Below are 21,956 nucleotides of genomic sequence, written 5' to 3' on the forward strand. Positions count from 1 at the left end.
CAAATGTATAAAAAATTCATACTAACAAAAAAATTAGATAAAGTTATGCAGTTTTGCTGCAAGTATACGTTTGATCCTATACCAAACCATCTAAAGGAATTAGTTCACCAATTACTCCATCATTATTCTTACCAAGAGATAGCTAAACATCTTAATATTAATAAAGCAACAATTAGTTCAACTAAAAAAGCCCATGAACCTACCATCAAAACTTCTTCTGTCTCAACTTCAAATCAATCCCTACAACAAAATATTAATTTTCTCCCATTTCAACTAGTAAATTCTATAGATACCGATCCTGTAGCTGCTCCCAAGCAAAATCACTATACTTGTCACATTATTAAACCAAATGGTACCAAGCTTATTATCCAAACACTAGAGCCAAAAACTATAATTCAGACATTTTTATGCTGCAACTAACCCCGGCGTCAGTTATTTTTGTTGCCACTATTGCCATCGATTTTCGCAAGGGTATCGATGGCTTAATCGCTGTTTGTAGACAAAAACTTTCTTCTGACCCTCTTAATGGTTCCTTGTTTTTATTCTATAATAAAAACAGAACTGCCATTAAAATTTTGTCCTTTGACGGTCAAGGCTTTTGGCTATGCTCTAAACGCCTATCCAAAGGTAAATTTACGGCAAAACTTTTCCCATCTGATAATTCATCTTACCAAATTTGTTATAGAACCTTACACATTCTTATTCATAATGGCGATCCTAGTTCTGCCAAATTCTCTAATGATTGGCTTCCTGTCGTTTAAGCTGCTGTCTCGATTAATTCCGTATTATTCATATATCTTGCATAGGCAAAAGGCGTATAATCCTCAGGATGCTTCTTTGCTTTGCTACTATGCTCTTGTAGCCAATTTAAATATTTAAAGGCATTGATCTCGTTCTCACTACAAGTCTTTACTATACTATACAGACCACTATGTATCTCAGCACTATTGATTGTTTTAAAGAATAATGAATTCTTCCTTTGTAAAATAATGGTACGCAGTGATCTCTCAGCCCAATTATTATCAAGATTGCTAACTGGGATTTTTAAAAATTGGGTCAAACCTTCTTTATTATTTATCCAATATTTCATAGCTTGTCCAAGCCTACTATTAGGCTCAACTTTCTTGTCGTTAAATAATTCGTCTATTTTGTTATATATGTTTTCTATATATTTACTGCTATGTTCCTGATGATACCCAAGTTTCTCTTCAGGACTCATCTCTTTACATTGATGTTCATTGTGGTAAATCCCACGTGTTTGTTTGAGAAAATATCCGCATTCTTCAGGGTAATATAGTTCATTTTCTGTAAATTTTCTCTGACCATGTGACAAACAATTGATCATCACTATTATTGCCAGTAATTCTTTATCTGCTTCTGATAATACCGGGTTATTATTGTTACTTGCGTCAGTCATTAATTGGATAGAATCTGTTCTATTCTTACGATTCTTTAGTACGTTACCTATATTTTCTCCACCATGCCTATTACCGGTAAAATATAAAACTATTACCTCATTATTTGCAGTCTTAGCACATATTGTAGTAGTATAACAGCTGCGTCCTTTCTTATTTTGAGTACGTAATTTTTTATTGGCTATAGTAATTTCTAAAATCCTAGCTCTAGTATCATCAAGGTTCAGTGAACTACATTCGGCAGCCATTTCCAATAATACCCCGTAAATTTCAGCTCCACCACCTTCTTGCCAAACATCTAAATATTGTTGCCAGAGCGAGCTGTATGCTATAGGAACCCCGCTTAAACTCTGTAGCCTAGATAAACGGTAGAAAGGAGTACCATAGGTCTTTTGTAACACTATTGCACTTCTGCTACTATTTGTCCATTTGTTGATATTTTTATTGTTCATAACTGTATAATCGCAAGCATTACAGCGTAACGTTTTCTTTACATATCTGTTGACTGTAATTGGAGCATTACCTGTAAATTGTAGCAATTTTCTAGCTTCACTATTATATAGTTTGCCATTATAGCAGTGAGGACAGCTATCACCACTACAAAAATTCTCAGGAGTTAAATAGCTGGTATTCGCATCCTTATAATCATCAAACCCATATTTACCTTGCCAATTACTACGATCTATCTTTTTGGGCTTATCGCACTCTCCTTCATTACCACCATTCCCGTTATCAGATTCACCTGGCGGTTCTTTTAATGAATCTGAACTATCTTTTTTTTGTGATCTGCCTTAAAACCAATCAGCATTTCCTTAAGCTTATTTATACTGATATTTGATGATGCTAGCTTGTCTATTAGCTCGTTACAAAATTTCACAAGCTCTACTATCGTTTGCTGTTCATCTCCCGTTAATGAACTTTCCTTGACATGCTGTATTAGTTCTTCTCGTTCTTCAGCACTTAAGGTCGCTACTTTTGGTTTTTTCATTTGATTAATTATCATTATTATTAATATTTCAAATATTATAATATGACTGCTACTTTTTCAACTAGTTTTTTTATTAATCTGTTTTTTATTAATCGGTGATATTTGCATAGTAGAAATCCAAATTTATACAATAAATTCATACTAGCAAAGAAATTAGATAGTGTTACGCAGTTTTGCTGCAAGTATACAATTGTTTGTATTTCTATAATTATTTTATTCTCAAATAATATTACTACAAACTTATGCCAATTGATAAACCACTCTCACCAGATGCTTACCTAAAACCCGCTCTACCTTCTAACTTTCGACAGCTGTTGTTGGTAACGAATACGATAAAAACTAATATAAAGTAAAGGGGTTACATAAAGTGTTAATATCGATCCAACAGCAATGCCTGTTACTAGAACCATAGCCATTTGGAAGCGACTATTGGCATAATTCCCACTATCAAAGAAAAGTGACAGCAAGCCAATACTCATAGCCAGAGAAGTAATTAAAATTGCCCTGATTCTTGATGTGGCTCCTGTTACTATTGATTTTATCCCTCCTTTCCCTTGATGCATTGCACTACATAACAATACACTATGCTTAGTCATTAATCCCGCTAATGTGATAAGTGATATTTGAGTATAGATATTTAACCCCCCTTGAGTAAAATATAAACTCAATAAAGCTATACTTAAAGCAGCTGGAATTCCTCCAATTAGAATAATAAATGATAGCATTAAATCGTTAAAGCGTGCAAACATTAATAAGTAGAGTCCAAATACAGATACTAAAATTAGTAATGTAAATGATGATGTTGAATCAATAAGCATTTTCGTTTGTTCACTATAGCTAATATCACTATCACTTGGCAATTTACTATTTAACTGATCAATAGAATGCACTGCATCTTGCAATTTAACGCCATGTTTAGCAGTGGCAATTACTTCAATGGAATACTGCTCATTATAACGCATAATTTGATTAACTGTATTTACCCTATCAATATCGCATATATCCTTAAGCTGAATAAGGTTTTCTCCATTTTTCTGTGTTGTAATAAACATATTTTGTATATTACTTAGCATTTTACCAAATTTAGGGTCTGATTTAGCAACAACATCATAAGTATTATCATAATGCTTAAAGTTTCCTATCTTTCTAGCATTAAACAGAATATCTAAAGTATTTGATATATCTTTCTGACTTAAGCCATATTTGAATAATTTATCTTGATTACACCAAATTTTATAATCTTGCACAAGTGAAGTCGCAATAGCTATAACACTAGTAAATAAATTCTGTGAATTAGCCTGTATAAAATGAACATCCTGCCAAGCCTTCTCCATAGATGAATGGTTATTGACATAAAAGCTCAACTCAACGTTACCCTTTGCTGAACCAGTATTTTTCCCCTGGGCAAACTTCACTGAAACATCTCCACCTACTGCTATTCTTGCGAGTTTAGCTTCAATTTCATGCAAGGTTTGCACCGCTTTAGTTTTATCTTTTAATATTATCCAAATTGTTGAACGTGGCGATTCTTCAATATTTAGGGTATATTTAATATTATCACTACTATTGACTATTTTAGTAATTTTCTCCATATAACGATGGATATAACTTAAACTGGTATTAGGCATAAAGATGTTGGTAAGTATAATCATATCTTTTTTTTCAAATGGCTCAATTTCTATTTTCATAGAGTTTGATGCAACATATGTACCAGCTGCTACAACTATAGTTACTAAGAATAAAAATACTCTGGCATAGCGTATAATAAAAAATAAAGAACTTTTATATTTGTCCGTAATCATATCCAGCGTCTTATTAACAATTTGAGCAAATTTGCTTTCATGCGTATTATTTGCTAGTTTTAAGAACAATATAGGTGTTAAAGTAAACGCCACGATAAAGGACATCACTAAACAAGCAATGATTGATAGAGAAAATTCCTGTAAAATTTTTCCTACCTCTCCTTTAATAAACAAAATAGGGATATATATTACTACTAGCGTAAGCATCAATATTAAAACAGATAAAAAGAGACCATAAATTGCTTGCAATATACTAGTTAAAGCATTTTTATTTTTCTGATAGTAATGTTCAGCATTCTCAATCACTACGATAGAGTCGTCAACCACCAACCCTATAGCCAAGACCATTGCCAACATCGTTATCGAGTTGAGTGTAAAACCACACAAATATAGCATAACCAAACAAGCAGCCATTGAGACTGGAATTGCACAGATTGCAATAATTGAATATCGCACTGATCCCATTAGCAGTAAAACAATTACTGACACCAACAATACCGATTCAATCAAAGTTTTTTTCACTTCTTGAAAAGCTTGTAAAATATCTTGGCTATCATCAATAACAACCTGAAAGGTAAAGTGTGGATTAGCTTTTTCGTAATATTCTAGGAAATGTTTTACATTTTTTGATACATCAACTGGATTGGCATCTGACTTAGCAAAAATACCTAATAAAACAATTTTATTCGTGCCAAAATAGGCAAAACTAAGTGCCTCTTTATCTGATAGCGTAATGCTAGCAATATTTTTTAATTTTATAGCAACATTATTACTTTCCAAATTGATATCGCCAAAATCACTCAACTTATTGATTGTCGTATCAAAAGATATATACTCTGTTTTATATTGATTTGATAATTTACCACCAGAAAAATCAGTATTTTGTAGTGTTAACGAAGCAAGGACACTATCTAAAGGAATATAATATTTTGCAATTTTTTCCGGATCAATATCGATATTAACCACTTTTTCTGTCACACCAAAACCAGATGAATTGGCTACACCATCAACATATTTAAGCTTTTTCTTGATTGTTTCAATATCCTCAGCGGTAACTAACAAATTATTATTAGACCCCACAGCAATATACATCATTGGTAAAGCAGAAAAGCTTTCAGTCGAGATTATCGGGTCTTTAGCTCCCTCTGGCAAGAGAGCCTTATTTTTTAGTATCAAATCTCTAACTTGGTTAATTGCTTGTTCTATCGGAACTTTTTTGGCAATACTTAACGTTATTTTACTTTCTCCTAGCTGACTAACAGCAAGAATCGACTCAAGACCATCAACATGTGAAAAAACCTCTTCAAAAGGTTTAGTAATGTATTTCTCTATCAAATCCGGTCTGACGTTCGGGTTGATGATCGAAATGTAAATATTTGAAGCAGGGATATTGGGTAAAAGTTGAATTTTCAGCTGCAAATATGCGTATATCCCAAGCAGCACCACCACAATATTGATCACCACAAAAATACTGCTATGTTCCAACAATTTTTTTATCATATATCCATTTATTGTTGCCCAACTTTCTTCAATCCAGTTTTTTTAAACTCTACTGCTTTAGGTACTACTATTGGTATTTTTCTTTCCATAACGCTGGATTTATGCTTGGTATTTGCCCCTCCTTTTTTTTCGATTTTAGTAACAGCAGCTCCTACCACTATCTCTGGACTGATTACCTCAAATTTCAATTTCTTTAGCTCTGCAATTTCCGCAGTTGGTTCTGTTTTAATTGAACTCTTGGTATCAGGGGGTACAGTTTCATCTATAGTTTTTAGATTATTGAACGGTTGTACCCCGCCTTCTTGCTTTAACTCCACAACTTCATTTTTTGGTTTAAGTAATTTTTGATGTTGATGTTGATCTTGTTCTTGTATTATTAATCGACCTTTATCATTAACTGCTAGTTCCTTTCCCTGTCTTACCGGTAGTCTGCTTGGAGTCTTGACCAATGGAGAGTAGTCACTTACTTCTCCAGTCACTTGTTCACTCTTAGCCACTTGATTTCCTGAGCTTGACTTTAAAGCCTCTTGCGTTTTCAGGGTTTTTGCAAGTTCTCTTTGATGAACATTTGGGGTCATCATCTCTTTTGTCCCCTTAGTTGTTTTGCCCCCTTTCATTCTAGCATCTTGCCTAGCACTCACAACCTTCTTTTCACCCTCTTTTTTTATTCCATCTGCTTGCCTCTCTTTCATTCTAGCATCTTGCCTAGCACTCTCAACCTTTTTTTCACCCTCTTTTTTTATTCCATCTGCTTGCCTCTCTTTCATTCTAGCATCTTGCCTAGCACTCACAACCTTCTTTTCACCCTCTTTTTTTATTCCATCTGCTTGGCTCTCTTTCATTCTAGCATCTTGCCTAGCACTCTCAACCTTCTTTTCACCCTCTTTTTTTATTCCATCTGCTCGCCTCTCTTTCATTCTAGCATCTTGCCTAGCACTCTCAACCTTCTTTTCACCCTCTTTTTTTATTCCATCTGCTTGGCTCTCTTTTATTCTAGCATCTTGCCTAGCACTCACAACCTTCTTTTCACCCTCTTTTTTTATTCCATCTGCTTGGCTCTCTTTTATTCTAGCATCTTGCCTAGCACTCACAACCTTCTTTTCACCCTCTTTTTTTATTCCATCTGCTTGGCTCTCTTTCATTCTAGCATCTTGCCTAGCACTCACAACCTTCTTTTCACCCTCTTTTTTTATTCCATCTGCTCGCCTCTCTTTCATTTTAGCATCTTGCCTAGCACTCACAACCTTCTTTTCACCCTCTTTTTTTATTCCATCTGCTTGGCTCTCTTTCATTCTAGCATCTTGCCTAGCTCTCTCAAGTTTCTTATCAGCCTCTTTTTTTATTATATCTGCTTGGCTCTCTATTGTTCTAGCCTCTTGCCTAGCATCCTCAAGCTTCTTATTAGCCCCAGCCAATAAATTTTTTGCCTGAGGGTCTATAGTTGCAGCATTTTGCTTCTGATTTAAAGGTGTATTACTTGCTCCACTAGACGGAAGTGAAACGTTAACTCTTTTCTTCTTTACCGAATTTGGTTTTAATTGTGGATTATTATGTGCTATCTTAGCTCGTGCATTGTTTAACTTATCCTTTGTTGCCTTTAAATCTTTAGCTAATTTATCGCGTTGATTGGCAAGATCAGTTTGGTCGTTTGTATTATCCGCCTGTAACTTATTTTGTGCATCACCTTTTTGTTTTGCTATCGCATCTTCGTAAGCTTGCTCCAATACAGCAAAACTCTCTTTAATACCCTTTAACTCTTCTTCTTTTCCAATCAAATCGTCTAAATGTTGTCTTGCGGTTTGCATAGCTTGAACAACTTCAGCATTCTCTTCCTCCGTTGCAGTCAACTGCTCCCGTACCGACTGTAACTCTTCGTTTTGTGCAACCAACTCTTCTCTCCGTTGTTGTTCTTTATCATTAGCCTCTGCTAACTTTCTCCCCAGTTTGTCCTTCTCTTGAGCCGCTTCATCTAACTGTCTCGCTAGACTCTGTACATGTCCTTGTGCTGTAGCCGCAGCTGCTGCAAAATCTTTCGTCTCTTTAATCGCCTCAGCTTTCTCTTGCTTCGCTGTAGCCAAAGCTGCTGCTTGTATAGCCAACTCTTCTTTCTGTTGTTGTTCTTTCTCAACCGCTTCAGCTTTCTCTTGCTCCGCTTTAGCCAAAGCTGCTGCTTGTTTATCCAACTCTGCTGCTTGTTGTTGTACAACTTGCTCCGCTGTAGCCAACTTAGCCTGAACTTCAGTCTGAGTTTTTTGCAAATTATCCAACTTATCTTGCTCAGTTTGTGCAAGTTGTTTAGTAGCTTCTAATTCCTCATTTTTCTTTGCCATCGAAGTCTGTGCATCTGCTGCAGCCTTAACCGCTGCATCTTTCTCTTGCTCCGCTTTAGCCAAAGCTGCTGCTTGTTTAGCCAACTCTGCTGCTTGTTGTTGTACAACTTGCTCCGCTGTAGCCAACTTAGCCTGAACTTCAGTCTGAGTTTTTTGCAAATTATCCAACTTATCTTGCTCAGTTTGTGCAAGTTGTTTAGTAGCTTCTAATTCCTTATCTTTCTCTGCCATCGCAGCCTGTACAGCATCTTGTTTTTTATTCAAAGCGTCTAATTCCTCATTTTTCTTTGCCATCGAAGTCTGTGCATCTGCTGCAGCCTTAACCGCTGCATCTTTCTCTTGCTCCGCTTTAGCCAAAGCTGCTGCTTGTTTAGCCAACTCTGCTGCTTGTTGTTGTACAACTTGCTCCGCTGTAGCCAACTTAGCCTGAACTTCAGTCTGAGTTTTTTGCAAATTATCCAACTTATCTTGCTCAGTTTGTGCAAGTTGTTTAGTAGCTTCTAATTCCTCATTTTTCTTTGCCATCGAAGTCTGTGCATCTGCTGCAGCCTTAACCGCTGCATCTTTCTCTTGCTCCGCTTTAGCCAAAGCTGCTGCTTGTGTAGTCAAAGCTGCTGTCTGTTGTTGTACATCTTGCTCCGCTTTATCCAGCTTAGCCTGAACTTTTTGCAAATTATCTTGTTCAGTTTTGGCAAGTAGTTTAGTATCTTCTAATTCCTTGTCTTTCTCTTTCATCGCAGCCTGTACAGCATCTTGTTTTTTATTCAAAGCGTCTAATTCCTCATTTTTCTTTGCTATCACAGTCTGTGCATCTGCTGCAGTTTTAACCGCTTCATCTTTCTCTTTATTCGCTTTAGCCAAATCTGCTGTCTGTTGCCGTACTGTTTCATTAGCCGCCGCTAAACTCTTCTTTGCCTGATCCTTATCTTGAACCGCTTTATTCAAAGCTGATGCTTGTATATCCAAGTCTTCTTTCTGTTGCCGTGTTGTCTCATTAGCCGCTGCTAAGTTCTTCTCCGTCTGCTCCTTTTCTTGAACCGCTGCAGCCAAATCTGCTGCTTGTGTAGTCAAAGCTGCTGTCTGTTGTTGTACATCTTGCTCCGCTTTATCCAGCTTAGCCTGAACTTTTTGCAAATTATCTTGTTCAGTTTTGGCAAGTAGTTTAGTATCTTCTAATTCCTTGTCTTTCTCTTTCATCGCAGCCTGTACAGCATCTTGTTTTTTATTCAAAGCGTCTAATTCCTCATTTTTCTTTGCTATCACAGTCTGTGCATCTGCTGCAGCTTTAACCGCTTCATCTTTCTCTTTATTCGCTTTAGCCAAATCTGCTGTCTGTTGCCGTACTGTTTCATTAGCCGCCGCTAAACTCTTCTTTGCCTGATCCTTATCTTGAACCGCTTTATTCAAAGCTGATGCTTGTATATCCAAGTCTGCTGTCTGTTGCCGTATTATATCATTAGCCTTATGTAAATCTGCGTCTTTTGCAGCCAAATCTGCTTTCCGTTGTTGTTCTTGCTTAACCGCTGCAGCTTTTTCTTTATCCAAAGCTGCTCTCTTAACTTGTGCAGCGTTATCTACCTCATCTTTTGCAGCTTGATCTGCAGCATTTTGTTGTCGAGGCAAAACTTTTGTCTGTTGTTGTGTTTTTTCAGTAGCCTTTGCTAATACCTTGTCCTCCTTTGGTATTATAGCTTCAGCTGCTTTAACCTCAGCCTGTGCATTCTTTAATTCTGGTTCTTTTTGAACAAAACCTGCCATCTGTTGTTGTGAATTATTAGCAAGCAATTCCTTTTTTACCTTTGAATCATCTTGTGAACCACCTCTATTTTGTTGAGCCTGCTGACTAAATGAATTAGTTTTTATCTCAGGTTGCTTAGATAATTGGGATTCTAATTTTTCTAGTTTCTCAAGTTCTAGTCTTTTCTTCGTGTATTTATCATCCAAATCATTTATGTTGCTTAGTAACTTTGCTAATTTTTCTTCAGCTGCTTTGATATCCTCCTCATGCAATTTCACAGTATTTTCTGAAGGTGCTTGCCGTTCTAAATTTACTTCTTCCCTTTGAACAATTTGGCTGTCTGGTTGCTTATTATCATCTAAAATTATTGCTTGTTGACTAGAATTCTCAGTTACCTGACTTGGTGATTGATTAGTTTTAGTATTTTGCTCTTTTGTAGTAATATCAAGATTTTCATCTTCATTTACATGTTTTTTAAAATCCCTTTGAGGGTTTGTATCCTCTTGAGTAATACGCTTATTACTACCAGTATATTGTTCCGGGGTAGGATTATTACTAGGAGCAGCTCTTTGCCCAGTACTTGATGAAGAATTTGAATTACTCGAGCTATTATTATCGTTATTATTATTTTTGGAATCTTCTAGCTCTGCCTTTTTCTCATTCAGTTCTTGCTCAAGAGCCTGTTTTTTCTTGTTTAGTGTCTGTATTTCCCCAGCTTGTATTACATTCATTCTCCTAAGTTGAGCTGGATTATCAACCTCACCAGCATGAACAGAACTACAGAATAATAGTATTATAAAAAAGTATAGTTTTTTCATTTATCTAATTAATATTTGTTTTAGTTTTCAATATAAATAAGGGGAAGTTAACATTACCCTATTACTAAGTATTCTATAATATAGCAGATTTTTATGATCCACTAATAGCTATTTTCATTATTCTTATATTATAATTCTGACCTAGTTGTCTCATCTTCAATCAGAACCTTAGCCCCATCACCCAATCCCTTTTTTCCTGAAATAACCACTTGGTCATTTGGTTTGATGCCACTAACTACCTCTACACTTTGACTATCACTATCACCTATTTCAACCTTTACTTTTTTAGCTATATTATTTTCAATAACGTAGACAAAATAATAGGATTCAAAAAAGATAGCTGAGTTTGGTAATTTTATCCGTTGCTTATTGCTATTGAAAACAACATTTACATTAACAAATAAGCCAGGCGTGATTGAATTGTCATCATTTGGAATAAACGCCTCAATATAGACTGAGTGATTCTTCTCTTGAGCAATTTCTGAAGTTTTAAAATCGCTTAGTTTAAGGGCTAAATCTAAAGCAGGAATATAGATGTTAACATAGCTATCCGGAGAACTTTTAAATTTCTGATAGTCGCTCTCATCGAGCTCAAATGCAACCTTGATAATATGAATATCGTAAAGAACGGCAATTTTATCCTTTTGTGTAACAAGCTCTCCGTCAGCAACAAGTTTTCGTTCAACAATGCCACTTAACGGAGCAACAATATAATGATTGGTCTTGTCATCAAGTAATGTATAATATTTATGTTTAGCATCAAGATATTCTATGCGATGGTTTACATATTCTGTATAGCTAATGAGATTCTTATCTGATAGCTGTTTCATCGCATTAGCTTTTTTCTCTTTAAGACGATACTCTTCATTTGCCAGTTCAATCAGGTAGTCAATTTGCGTGGTATCTAATACTGCTAAAATATCACCTTTATTGACATAACTACCTATCGGCAAATCAAGCTCTTTAATTCTCCCTGTTACATTGACTTTAACTGCATGTGTTTCATATGGCAAGGTTTTGCCTGTTGTAACCAATATATCATTTGTTTCTTCTGAATATTGAGCCTTAACCACCTCAACAGGAACCATGGTCGCTTGATTATCAACTTGCTGAGCGGGGATTTGTTTATCATTTGCTTTTTTGATAAAAACTATCACCACAACAATCGCTGTTATAACAAATAATATCCCATATATAACTTTTCTTCGACTCATTAACGCCATATCTACCTACCTTGAGAGTCTTGAGAAAATAACCTTTATAAATTAGTTTCTTATAACTCTATGTTATTTGATTAAACATCCCTTGATTTATAAGGGGTAGCATTTTCTTCTCCATAGGAGTCTGCCGGCAATATAGTCAACTTAGGAGAATTTGGGGCTAGGAGCAATGGAGCGACGCCTATAAGTAATAGGCGAGCGACGAGTTACAACGTCCCCAACTTCTCATCAATTGACTATAACTAAAGTAATTCTATATTTGGCTCTCTTTGGCTGCGAATAAACATAATTTTTTTGAAATAGCTACACTATTCCTGCAAAAATCATATATATTCTCGCCGAAAAATAGCTCAAAATATAATTAATTAGTTATCGTAGGCAGACTTCTAGGAGATAACTAATCTGAGCATTTTTATTCAAAGTCATCCGTTTTATCCGGTTTGTATGCAATATACACATTAAAAACTCATTGTCAAGTTAAATTATAATCAACTCAGGAAAATTGGGCAGCAAAAGCGGAGTGATTCTTATAAGTAATAGGCGAGCGACGAGTGACAACATTACAAATTTCTCGTCAATTGACTATATCTAATGACTTTTTGAGTATTATTTATATATCCCTGCTTTCGTAGGGATGACAAGCTTTGCTCTGTGGTTAAATTTGAAAATTTAGAAAAATTTATGGATTTTAGCATGATTTTTGACCATGAAGATGCATTCTCTCTTTGCCTTTAGGCATTTTGATGGAACAACAAAATAAACTTGCACACTGCGTTAATTTAACTTTAGTCAATTGGTGAGAAGTTGGTGACTTCGTCGCTCCATCGCTCCTGCTACCCAATTCTCCTGAATTGACTATAAATAGCTTTAATATAGATTATCACAAAATAATTAATAAATGTCAAGAAACTCACAAAAATTTATATGTTGTCAAATGAATAGGAGTTAACCAATGTTTCTATTTATTAAATAATATAAGAGATATACTCAAATAACTTGAAGAATGGGGACGATAAACAAGGGGTGGAGTGTGCTGTACATAAATTAACCTTATTTTCATTATTCTTAATTTGTATGTGATATAGTCAATTGATAAGAAGTTGGTGACGTTGTTACAGTCACTCGGCTATTACTTATAGGCGTCGCTCCATCGCTCCTAGCCCCAAATTCCTCTAAATTGACTATAAATTTCATTTGGGCAGAAAGATTTTTACACCGAGTCAGGTGGATAAAGCAGAGTTGCACATAACAACTACCAACGGCACTGAAATTATAACATTTTCTAAGGCTGCATAATTATATCGTACTGGGTGTTAATTCAGGTTAATTCACTATAAAAAAACAAAAAATTATAAAAATTTTGCTAATTAGCTATTAGTGGACAATAAAAAAGTAGTATAGTGATATTATAGTCGAAAGGAACAGATGAAAACAATGATAGAAGAAACAAACAAAAATAATGTTGATGATCAACCAACCATGCTAGTTGGTACTGATGATTTTAAGAAATTATTGCTTAATAGCAACGTATTTGTTGATAAGAGTTTAATGATCAAAGAACTATTGGTTGATGCTGGAGATGTCACCTTAATCACCCGTCCAAGGCGATGGGGGAAGAGCTTAAATATGGATATGGTGCGGAGATTTTTTGAGATAGAGGTAGATCAACATGGCAATCCTATACCACAAGAACAAAGAGTGAACTATAAACTATTTGCTGGTGGAGAGGTGGATTTGGGATTAGCAAGTGGTAGAAAAAAGTTGCTTAAACCACTTAAAATATCTAAGTATCCAGATATTCTTCTAGACTATCAAGGTCAATTTCCAGTTATTATTATAAGTTTTAAGGGGATTAGGGGTAGTAGTTATGAGGAAATTGAAAGTAAAATCAATTATCAAGTAATACAGTTATTTAGTAATTATCGTTATTTGGAGACTTATTTAACAGATAAGGAAAATTTATTAAATGATGCACAAAAGAAACAATTAACTAGATATTTTTCTGGAGAATTTAACAAAGTAGAACTTGAGAATAGTTTGAAATTTCTAAGCGACTTACTTTATAAACATTTTAATCAGAAAGTTTACATACTAATTGACGAATATGATACGCCAATTAATAGTTCCTACATGGAATTTGGTCATAAAGAAGAATTTAAACAGGTACTTAAACTATTCCGGGCAATATTTGGTAATAGTCTTAAAACCAATGATTCATTACAAAAAGGCATCATTACCGGCATATTGCGTGTTGCTAAGGCTAATTTGTTTTCAGATTTGAATAATTTAACTGAATGTAGTTTACTAGATGAAAGATTTTCTAGCAGTTACGGGTTTACTCAAGCAGAAGTTGATGAATTATTAACTAAAGTACCAACCACTACAAAGCCAGAAGAAATTAAAAATTGGTATAATGGCTATAATTTTGGCGGAGAAGTCATTTATAATCCATGGTCGATTATGCAATGTTTGGCAAGTAAAGGCAAGCTTGATCATTATTGGATTGATAGTGGTGGAACTGATTGGATTGATCATATACTACTCTCAGATGAGATGCAAACAGATATTCAGGCTTTAGCTGCAGGTAAAACTATTACTTCTTCTATTACTAAACATATAAATTTTGCTGATATCAACCAACCAGAAGGGTTATTTAGCTTATTATTATTTAGTGGCTACCTAAACACAACTACCAAGATGCCAGAAAGAGATATTTATGATTTATCTGCTCCTAACTACGAGGTGAAATATATTTATGAAAAGAGAATGCTACAATGGGTTACTAAACAAATAAAAATTGATAATTCTGGCTATTATTCTTTTGTTACTCTATTACCAGATGGTAAAATAGAGGCGTTTAAAGAGCGTCTGCAGGAATTGTTAGTTAATTCTACTAGTTTTCATCAAACAGGAGAGAAAAAAGCCGAATTATTTTATAGTGGCTTTATGCTCGGCTTTGTTAATATGTTAGCTCCTAATTATATAATATCAAGTGAACAAGAATCAGGGGATGGCAGAGCCGACGTTATGATGATTCCAAAAATTGGCAAAGGTGATAAAGCGATGATTATCGAGTATAAAATCGCTAAATCCTCAGAAGAGCTAGCAGATATAGCTAAATCTGGTTTACAACAAATTATTAATAAAAAATATGATAGTAAAATAAAAGAGCATTCACATGTAAAACAAATATTAAAAATTTCGATGGCATTTTGTGGAAAAAATATGGAGTTGCAATATGAGGTAACGAAGCTCTAATAATAGAGCGTAAGCACTTGTATAATAAGCAATTGGGTATCTGACTGGGTTCGGAAATTGTTCACTACGCCCCGCCATTCGGCACAATTTGCTACTTTTTGCAATTCTGTGAATGGAAAATCCAGAACGTAATGCAGTTTACAGCCCTCGAGTGTTAGGTTCGAAAATATAAAATTTAATAATTCCCTTTTTTCAACAATTGTCGAACCTTTAAAAGTTTCATAGGCGTTTTGGCTGATACTTATAAGCTCTGCAAGCTTTTTAGAAAGCTTATCATCTACTTTGTCATAACTCTTAATTAATTCAGTTAATTCATATTGTCTTTCCTTTAATATTCTGAGAATTTATATTAGTGAGGGTAAAAAATATGTTATAATAATTAAAAAATAGCAATTGAGGGATTGTGGCAGGAGAAGAGAATAATGAGGTTGTAGATGTTGCAGGTGGAACATCGCGTTACTCGGAGAAGATTGAGGATGATGCTAAATCATTTGGTTATAAAGCAGCAAATTTACTCAATTTGCGGGAGGTTGTTAAGGAATTTAATGAATTACTTGCGACAAACCAAGATAGTCAATTAGGGGATAATATTATCAAGGTTCAAGTGCCAACATTTGAGCCAATAAATGGTGATATAATAAAACAGCATTTAGATACACATGCTCCGGAATGGGTAAACCTCTTCCAGGAATTTGCTGATACTTACAAAGCTCAGTCCAATCTAGACACTTTAAGTGAAGCTAGTATTGAATGTTTAAAAAAATTACAAGAGTGTATTATTAATTGTTTTAATCAACATGAGCTAGAACCGGGGTTATTTAACAAGTTCTTAGAAAAAAATAAGATTCAGCCTGAGCAATTATTAATGATACGTAGTACAGGGGTTCATGAGGATAAGGCGGATATGGCTAATCCTGGTGGCAATGAGAGTCTGCCTTGCAAGGCTAATATTCGCGAGATATCTCAGGCACTTGGTCGAGTTGCTGCTTCATATGTCGGTCCTAAATCTTTGGCACAACGTTTGATAGCTCGTGATCAGCACATTACTGACTTTCCAGTAATGCCAGGGTTAATTCAACAAATGATTGGTGAGGGCATGGATGTTAGTCAGTCTGCAGATAGGCAAAATAAAGTACCTGTATCAGGGGTGATCTATAGTAAAGACGGGGCAAGCAGATTGCAAGTAGCTCCCGGTCATGGTGAATATGTCGTTAATAGTAAAGGACGGGTAGATAATTTTTATATTAGTACCCAAGGGGTAGTATATTCTGAAATTGCTGCTAAAGATTTTCGTTTGCAGCCAAAGTTAGATGAAAATAATAAGAAAATTATTTTACAGCGACAAGAGAATCCAGCTGAGCTGAAATACCAACCATCAATTGCTAGTGATGCGGCTTATTACGCCCATCAGTTTGCCCAGTATTTGGTAGGGAAATATGGCAAGAGGATGGATATAGAATTTGTTTATAATCCTGATGATCATCAAATTAATATAGTACAAGCTCGGGCAATTCCAGAAGGGTCAAGAAAAGGGCTTGAACCATCCGCTATTTCTCCACAATTTTTGGCTGATAATAAAGCTAATATGACTACCATACAAGGTTTGCAGGTGATTACTCCAGAAATCAATAAGGTGGTAGTTATTACCGAGCCAAATCAAGTAATAATCTGTAATACCATTGAAGAAGCTCTGACTCAATATAATAAGAACCATGATAAGATAGTAGGGGTTATAGTGCAACAACCATCGCCTGATACTTCGCATGAGGCTGGAGTGTTTAATGCTAGTGCTATACCGGTAATGCAAGTGAGTGATATTGTGGCAGTGCAGGAATTATTGAAGAAAAATAATCATTTAATCATCGATCCACAACATAGTAGTGTCTACCAATTATCAGAAGCAAAGTTTCGAGAGCTTGATCAAATAAATATTGAGAAAGCATTATATGATAAAGGAATTGTTGCCAAAGGCATATATGCTTCAAGCTTGTCTGGCTATGTAACACCGATTAATTATAGTTTTTCTAAAGAAAATCTAAGTAAAAATCCAGTAACTTTAGATAAAAACCCTAGTATTGGGAAATTAGCAAACGAGGCACAAGCTGGCAATAAGCTTAGTGCCGATCAATTATTATCGCTGGCTTACCAAGCTATGAATTTTAGATTACCACAAAATGTTGAAGCGCCATCTCAAGACAATGCTGAAAAATTACGAGATAATATTGCCGCATTATCGTTACCTAAAATAGGTGAGAGTAATGATCAAGCTAAAGAGGCACTAGGCTATAATTTAAGAGCTGTAACTGATAGCTATAAGAAAGGGACAATCTCGGCTGATCTATTTAAACAAACTATGATAGCCGGAGCTGAATTGTCGGTACTGCTTGATAAAATGCAGCATCTATCTAGCCATACTCAACAACAGCGAGAGCAAGCTTATCTAGAATATTTTAATGTTCAGAAGAAATTTACCGGTATGATTATTGGGGTTGGCGGCAAGAATATTTTAGCTGATTCCTTGGCAATTAGTTTAAAACAAAATAAATATGCTAAGCAAGCTGAGGAGCTAATCAATAAATTTTTGCCAGATGGAACAGCAACCGACAAGCAAAAAGCTTACCTAACTGAAAGCATAAAGCTTGCAGATTATTTCCTCAGTAAAGAAAAGCAGCAAGAATGGCTGCAATTTTGTGGAAAGATTTGTACGGCAAGAACAGACGATAATAAATTAAACGAGTTGCCAGCTGAAAGATTAGGAAAATTAGTAAATCAACTAGTATCGCTGGGAGTGCATCAACAATGGCTTAATTTAATTTTCACCGCAGATAATAAACCTGAGCATTCACTACAGACACTAAATAAATTAGAACAAGATTTTAAAGATATTGATCTTAGCAAAATCCAGAAAGCTAAAGCAACGATTGATAGTATGCAAGCCCAAATTCCGCAATGGAGTGACCCAGCCAAATTCTCTGAATTATTTAAGGGATTACAGGAAAATATTAGCAACCTTAACCGACAGTTAAAATGGAATTCTCAAGCAAGTAATCTAGAAAAAATCTTGATATTAGAGCAAGTTAATCAATTAACTGATATTCTTGATAAAAGTACCAAATCGCTTGAGCGCTCAACCCTTTATCCAGACAATGCCAAAGACAAGAATGGCAATGATCTACAAGTAGCCCATTTCAAAGATATGGTCGGTGAGTTTTATGATTTGATGAAAGTCTGGGTGGCTGAAGGGAAGTTTAAGGGCGATGAGTTAGCACAAAACTCATTGGAAGAGATAATTAGATCATTTCAAGTACAAGGTAAGCAAATATTAACCAAAAATCAATTCAATCCCTCTCCTTATTTTTCTGTAAACCGAGCAACGATAAATATTACAGGAGATAGAACCATTCCTGATACTTTAGAAGATATATTGACCTTAATACACCAAAATATGATTGTTGTTATTACCGATCTGGCAACAGAGACAAATAAAATTCTGTACCAACAACTGCCTAATTTGGTTAAAAATTTGGATATAGCTTTTAATAATGAGCTTCTAGATTCAAGTAATCCTTATTATTCTGACAGAATATCAAATCTTTCTACTATGATTAGTTTAAAAAATCAGACTTTAATAATAGAAAAAAATATTCCACTACGTGCCCATTCCTGTATAGCCAGTATTAAATATAATGTTAAAGATGGAGCATTTGTTAAATTTACTATGCTCGGTTTTAATGAACAGAATAGGTGGGATAATATTACGCTAGATACTTACCTTCAATTTACTAAAGCAGGGATAGAATTTGTAATACCACCACGTCATGATAAAGAAAAGGGAATATTTGAATATGAAATCAAAATTAAAGAAGAACAAATTGAATCATTAATAGATATGATAAATAAATCTATAGATATTAGCTATAAACTTTCTGTAGAAAATAAACCCCAAGCCTCTGAGGTAAAACAAGAGCTATTAGTTGATAGGTTAGATTTATTGAGCAAATTCTCTAATGCAGAATTAAATAAAGTTGCTAATATGGCAAAGATTATACTAATGGAACCAGAGCAGTTTGGTCAATTTGAGTTATTGGGTGATAGTAACCTTGAAAGACTTACAACATTGTTTCAGTTTTGCAATAAAAATGAACTAGTTAGGGCTGTTATAGGTAATTTGGGATCGTTAGCTGAAAAATTACCAAATCTTTATATAGATAACATCTTAGATAACCAAGAAACACTTAATAGTTCAACATGGGAGTTCTTAAAAAGTAAATCCCCTTATAATAAAGAGATTTTTATAGATAAACTCTTTGCATTGCAAAATAGTGCAGATGATAAATCTTTAAACTTATTCAAAGATATATTAATCCAAGGCTCAAAAGATTTAGTAAGCGTTCTAGATCAAAACACACAATTGTTTTTTATAGAGGAGCTTTTTAAGTTACAAGATAAAAATACTCTCCATACCACTCTTAATGAGATATTGATAAATAATTCAGAAAATTGGTTACAAAATCTTAATTCTTCTAATAAATTTGTTTTAGCATCAAAATTACTTGAACAACAAGACTTTGAAAAAACAGACGATAAAATTAGATATCTAACATCAGATAATGCGACAGAATTGTATGCAGCTGGTATTAAATTTATTCAGCTAGCAAAATTACAACCAGATGACATTATAGCACTAACATCAGATAGTGCGGTAAAAATATTTAAGGAGAAGTATGCAACATTTGATCAATTAGAAAATTTAGAATCAGATAAAATAAAGCTTTTGATGTCACCAACTGTATTAAACATGTATGAGGAACAGCGTGCTACATTTGATGATCTAAAGGATACAGAGTTAGGGAAAATACAATATCTGATATCATATGAGGCACAAAGAAATTACGCTAGAGGAGTTGCTTTCACCCTCCTAAAACATTGTGGTCTAGAAGAAGGAAAAAAATTAGCAGATACATATGAAGCTAATCCTACCAAAGCCGATAAGCAGCAAATAAAAAAATGCGTAGAAGCTATAACAAGGGAATATCCTGATAACAGCCCGGAGTTTAATAAAGCAATTAATGATTTTGTTGACAAATTAGCTATCTCTAGACAGGTTACTAACAAAGGAGCAGACAACAGCCCTGAGGAAACAAAAAAGTATCTAGTAACGACTTTAGAACAATTGGCTAAAGATAATCCTGCATTAAAAACGCCACTGGAGCGTATTAAATTATCGAATGTAGCACAAAATCCTGAGCTACAAGCAGCAGCCACAGCATTAGCTTCTCATGTGGCTACAGTAAGTAATCTGCCCATAAAAAAGGAGGGCTTTGTTAAAGTGTCATCAAGACCATCTAGCCCTATGGCTCAGAGAAGATAAAATGATTGACTCCAGAAAATAATATTTTTAGCCCTACAAAATGCATCTAAAAAATGGACTATGCCCCACAACTGTTGAAAGTTAGAAGAGGAAGTGGTTTTAGACCGGATATAGTCAATTGATGAGAAGTTGGTGACGTCGTCACTCATCGCTCGCCTATTACTTATAGGCGTCGCTCCATCGCTCCTAGCCCCAAATTCTCCTGAATTGACTATATTAGAAAAGGTAATGCTCCGCATAATATAGCTATTGTTAAGCATATGGCATTAAATTTATTACAAAAAGCCAAACAAAAAAGGGATTCTATTAAGCGGCTTCGAAAAGCTGCGGGATGGGATAATAATCAACTACTTATACCAAATCACTATCTATTTAATAATATAGATGCTATAGTGTGTTATTTAAGATAGTATAGTGTTAATTAAGATGTCTAGAGGGTATAAGGTATTAGAAGTTAATGTAGAAGAAGTGAAACAATTAATGAATGAAGCAAAGACTAAAGAAGAATTTAGACGTTATCAATCAATCTATCTAAGAGTGAGTGAAAAAATGCCGACATCATTGATTGCTAAAGTTACAGGATTATCAGAAAGTCATGTTCACAGAACCCATAGTCAATGTCGGAAAAAAGGCTTAAAGGCACTATGTAGCAGGAAGAAAGGTGGGAGATACAGAAGTTATCTAACTCAAGAGCAAGAACGTGAGATGCTTAAAAAGATAGAACAGAATGCCGTTAATGGTGGGATAGTAGAAATTAGCAAGGTGCATAAGATTTTTGAGGAAACGGTTGGTAGTAAAATAGCACGTTACACAGCTTATAGGCTGCTTCATAGGCATGGGTGGCGTAAAATTGCACCAAGACCATACCATCCTAAACAAAAGAAGGATGCGGTAGAAACTTTTAAAAAAAGTGGCCTGATATGGTTAAAGAAGCAAGAGTATCAGCAGCAACTGAAGGCAAGGAATTAAAGATATTCTTCCAAGATGAGGCACGTTTTGGTCGTATAGATTCATTAAGGCGTTGCTGGGTTCCGGCTGGAATCAGGCCTTTACTTAAGAAACAAATTATTCGTGAATATACTTATACTTATGGGGCAATTTGTCCATTTGACGGTGCTAGTTGTTTCCTTATTTTGCCTTTAATGAACCAAGATTGGATGATGTTAATGCTACAAGAAATGGCAAAGCGTTATAAGGATAATTTTCTTTTAGTAGTATGCGATGGAGCTGCTGCACATAAACTCGATAAAGAATTATTACCTAATAATATTAAACTAGCTTACTTGCCACCATATAGCCCACAATTAAACCCACAAGAAAATATATGGGATGATATGAGGGAAAAATTCTTTTATAACCTAGCTTTTGATTCAATGAATGCTATAGAAAATCAACTAATCACAGCATGTAATTATTATGAAAATAATCCTGCAATTGTCAAATCTATATGTGCTTGGAATTGGATAGTATCTTGTTAATTAGATAGTGATTTGGTATTAATATTTTACAACATATT

14 protein-coding genes are annotated in these 21,956 nt (G+C 34.8%); 6 read left to right on the forward strand and 8 right to left on the reverse strand.

What is annotated here, in order from left to right:
* Nucleotides 1-3 precede the first annotated feature (3 nt).
* The gene (locus ACQH6S_RS00890) at nt 4-420 is read left to right on the forward strand and encodes a hypothetical protein (protein ID WP_425364613.1); all 417 of its coding nucleotides are present in this window, start codon (nt 4-6) and stop codon (nt 418-420) included.
* Nucleotides 408-761 carry an IS66 family insertion sequence element accessory protein TnpB gene (tnpB, locus tag ACQH6S_RS00895; RefSeq protein WP_341752109.1) on the forward strand — a complete coding sequence of 118 codons (354 nt, stop codon included), beginning with the start codon at nt 408-410 and terminating at the stop codon, nt 759-761. The genes ACQH6S_RS00890 and tnpB overlap by 13 nt, the downstream gene beginning before the upstream one ends.
* On the opposite strand, the gene ACQH6S_RS00900 is transcribed toward tnpB, so the two are convergent.
* The 7 genes from ACQH6S_RS00900 to ACQH6S_RS00930 form a co-directional block, all read right to left on the reverse strand.
* Entirely contained in the window at nt 758-1,867 is a 1,110-nt protein-coding gene (locus tag ACQH6S_RS00900; protein ID WP_425364395.1) for an IS66 family transposase, read from the reverse strand. The two genes, tnpB and ACQH6S_RS00900, sit on opposite strands and share 4 nt — an antisense overlap.
* Before the next feature lie 302 nt (nt 1,868-2,169).
* Nucleotides 2,170-2,418, reverse strand: coding sequence for a hypothetical protein (locus tag ACQH6S_RS00905; protein WP_341758049.1), 249 nt, complete (start codon nt 2,416-2,418; stop codon nt 2,170-2,172).
* Between the two features lie 275 nt (nt 2,419-2,693).
* Nucleotides 2,694-5,705, reverse strand: coding sequence for an efflux RND transporter permease subunit (locus ACQH6S_RS00910; RefSeq protein ID WP_425360553.1), 3,012 nt, complete (start codon nt 5,703-5,705; stop codon nt 2,694-2,696).
* An 8-nt stretch (nt 5,706-5,713) separates the two neighbouring features.
* Entirely contained in the window at nt 5,714-10,591 is a 4,878-nt protein-coding gene (locus ACQH6S_RS00915) for a hypothetical protein (protein ID WP_425364614.1), read from the reverse strand.
* A 128-nt stretch (nt 10,592-10,719) separates the two neighbouring features.
* Entirely contained in the window at nt 10,720-11,814 is a 1,095-nt protein-coding gene (locus tag ACQH6S_RS00920; protein ID WP_341749121.1) for an efflux RND transporter periplasmic adaptor subunit, read from the reverse strand.
* 685 nt (nt 11,815-12,499) lie between these two features.
* A complete protein-coding gene (locus tag ACQH6S_RS00925; RefSeq protein ID WP_157905714.1) occupies nt 12,500-12,652 on the reverse strand; it encodes a hypothetical protein in 153 nt (50 codons plus the stop codon).
* A gap of 224 nt (nt 12,653-12,876) precedes the next feature.
* Nucleotides 12,877-13,005 (reverse strand): hypothetical protein, encoded by a 129-nt coding sequence (locus tag ACQH6S_RS00930; RefSeq protein ID WP_425360555.1) that lies wholly within the window; start codon nt 13,003-13,005, stop codon nt 12,877-12,879.
* 240 nt (nt 13,006-13,245) lie between these two features.
* On the opposite strand from ACQH6S_RS00930, the gene ACQH6S_RS00935 reads away from it, so the two are divergent.
* Both ACQH6S_RS00935 and ACQH6S_RS00940 read left to right on the forward strand, forming a co-directional pair.
* Entirely contained in the window at nt 13,246-15,069 is a 1,824-nt protein-coding gene (locus tag ACQH6S_RS00935; RefSeq protein WP_425360556.1) for an AAA family ATPase, read from the forward strand.
* A gap of 403 nt (nt 15,070-15,472) precedes the next feature.
* Nucleotides 15,473-20,440 (forward strand): PEP/pyruvate-binding domain-containing protein, encoded by a 4,968-nt coding sequence (locus ACQH6S_RS00940; protein ID WP_425364615.1) that lies wholly within the window; start codon nt 15,473-15,475, stop codon nt 20,438-20,440.
* On the opposite strand, the gene ACQH6S_RS00945 is transcribed toward ACQH6S_RS00940, so the two are convergent.
* Nucleotides 20,428-20,700, reverse strand: coding sequence for a palindromic element RPE2 domain-containing protein (locus tag ACQH6S_RS00945; RefSeq protein WP_425360559.1), 273 nt, complete (start codon nt 20,698-20,700; stop codon nt 20,428-20,430). The two genes, ACQH6S_RS00940 and ACQH6S_RS00945, sit on opposite strands and share 13 nt — an antisense overlap.
* 166 nt (nt 20,701-20,866) lie before the next feature.
* On the opposite strand from ACQH6S_RS00945, the gene ACQH6S_RS00950 reads away from it, so the two are divergent.
* Together ACQH6S_RS00950 and ACQH6S_RS00955 are read left to right on the forward strand one after the other, a co-directional pair.
* Complete coding sequence (locus ACQH6S_RS00950) at nt 20,867-21,409, forward strand: helix-turn-helix domain-containing protein (protein ID WP_425360100.1); 543 nt, start codon at nt 20,867-20,869, stop codon at nt 21,407-21,409.
* The gene (locus ACQH6S_RS00955) at nt 21,361-21,918 is read left to right on the forward strand and encodes an IS630 family transposase (protein ID WP_425360101.1); all 558 of its coding nucleotides are present in this window, start codon (nt 21,361-21,363) and stop codon (nt 21,916-21,918) included. The genes ACQH6S_RS00950 and ACQH6S_RS00955 overlap by 49 nt, the downstream gene beginning before the upstream one ends.
* Nucleotides 21,919-21,956: the final 38 nt, after the last annotated feature.

The organism is Candidatus Tisiphia endosymbiont of Mystacides longicornis (assembly GCF_964031095.1).
Lineage (GTDB): Bacteria > Pseudomonadota > Alphaproteobacteria > Rickettsiales > Rickettsiaceae > Tisiphia.

Bases quoted from the DNA above. Each gene is read 5' to 3' on its own strand.
- ACQH6S_RS00890 (WP_425364613.1), top strand. From the start codon at position 4: ATGTATAAAAAATTCATACTAACAAAAAAATTAGATAAAGTTATGCAG.
- tnpB (WP_341752109.1), top strand. From the start codon at position 408: ATGCTGCAACTAACCCCGGCGTCAGTTATTTTTGTTGCCACTATTGCC.
- ACQH6S_RS00900 (WP_425364395.1), bottom strand. From the start codon at position 1,867: ATGAACAATAAAAATATCAACAAATGGACAAATAGTAGCAGAAGTGCA.
- ACQH6S_RS00905 (WP_341758049.1), bottom strand. From the start codon at position 2,418: ATGATAATTAATCAAATGAAAAAACCAAAAGTAGCGACCTTAAGTGCT.
- ACQH6S_RS00910 (WP_425360553.1), bottom strand. From the start codon at position 5,705: ATGATAAAAAAATTGTTGGAACATAGCAGTATTTTTGTGGTGATCAAT.
- ACQH6S_RS00915 (WP_425364614.1), bottom strand. From the start codon at position 10,591: ATGAAAAAACTATACTTTTTTATAATACTATTATTCTGTAGTTCTGTT.
- ACQH6S_RS00920 (WP_341749121.1), bottom strand. From the start codon at position 11,814: ATGGCGTTAATGAGTCGAAGAAAAGTTATATATGGGATATTATTTGTT.
- ACQH6S_RS00930 (WP_425360555.1), bottom strand. From the start codon at position 13,005: ATGAAATTTATAGTCAATTTAGAGGAATTTGGGGCTAGGAGCGATGGA.
- ACQH6S_RS00935 (WP_425360556.1), top strand. From the start codon at position 13,246: ATGATAGAAGAAACAAACAAAAATAATGTTGATGATCAACCAACCATG.
- ACQH6S_RS00945 (WP_425360559.1), bottom strand. From the start codon at position 20,700: ATGCTTAACAATAGCTATATTATGCGGAGCATTACCTTTTCTAATATA.
- ACQH6S_RS00950 (WP_425360100.1), top strand. From the start codon at position 20,867: ATGTCTAGAGGGTATAAGGTATTAGAAGTTAATGTAGAAGAAGTGAAA.
- ACQH6S_RS00955 (WP_425360101.1), top strand. From the start codon at position 21,361: ATGGTTAAAGAAGCAAGAGTATCAGCAGCAACTGAAGGCAAGGAATTA.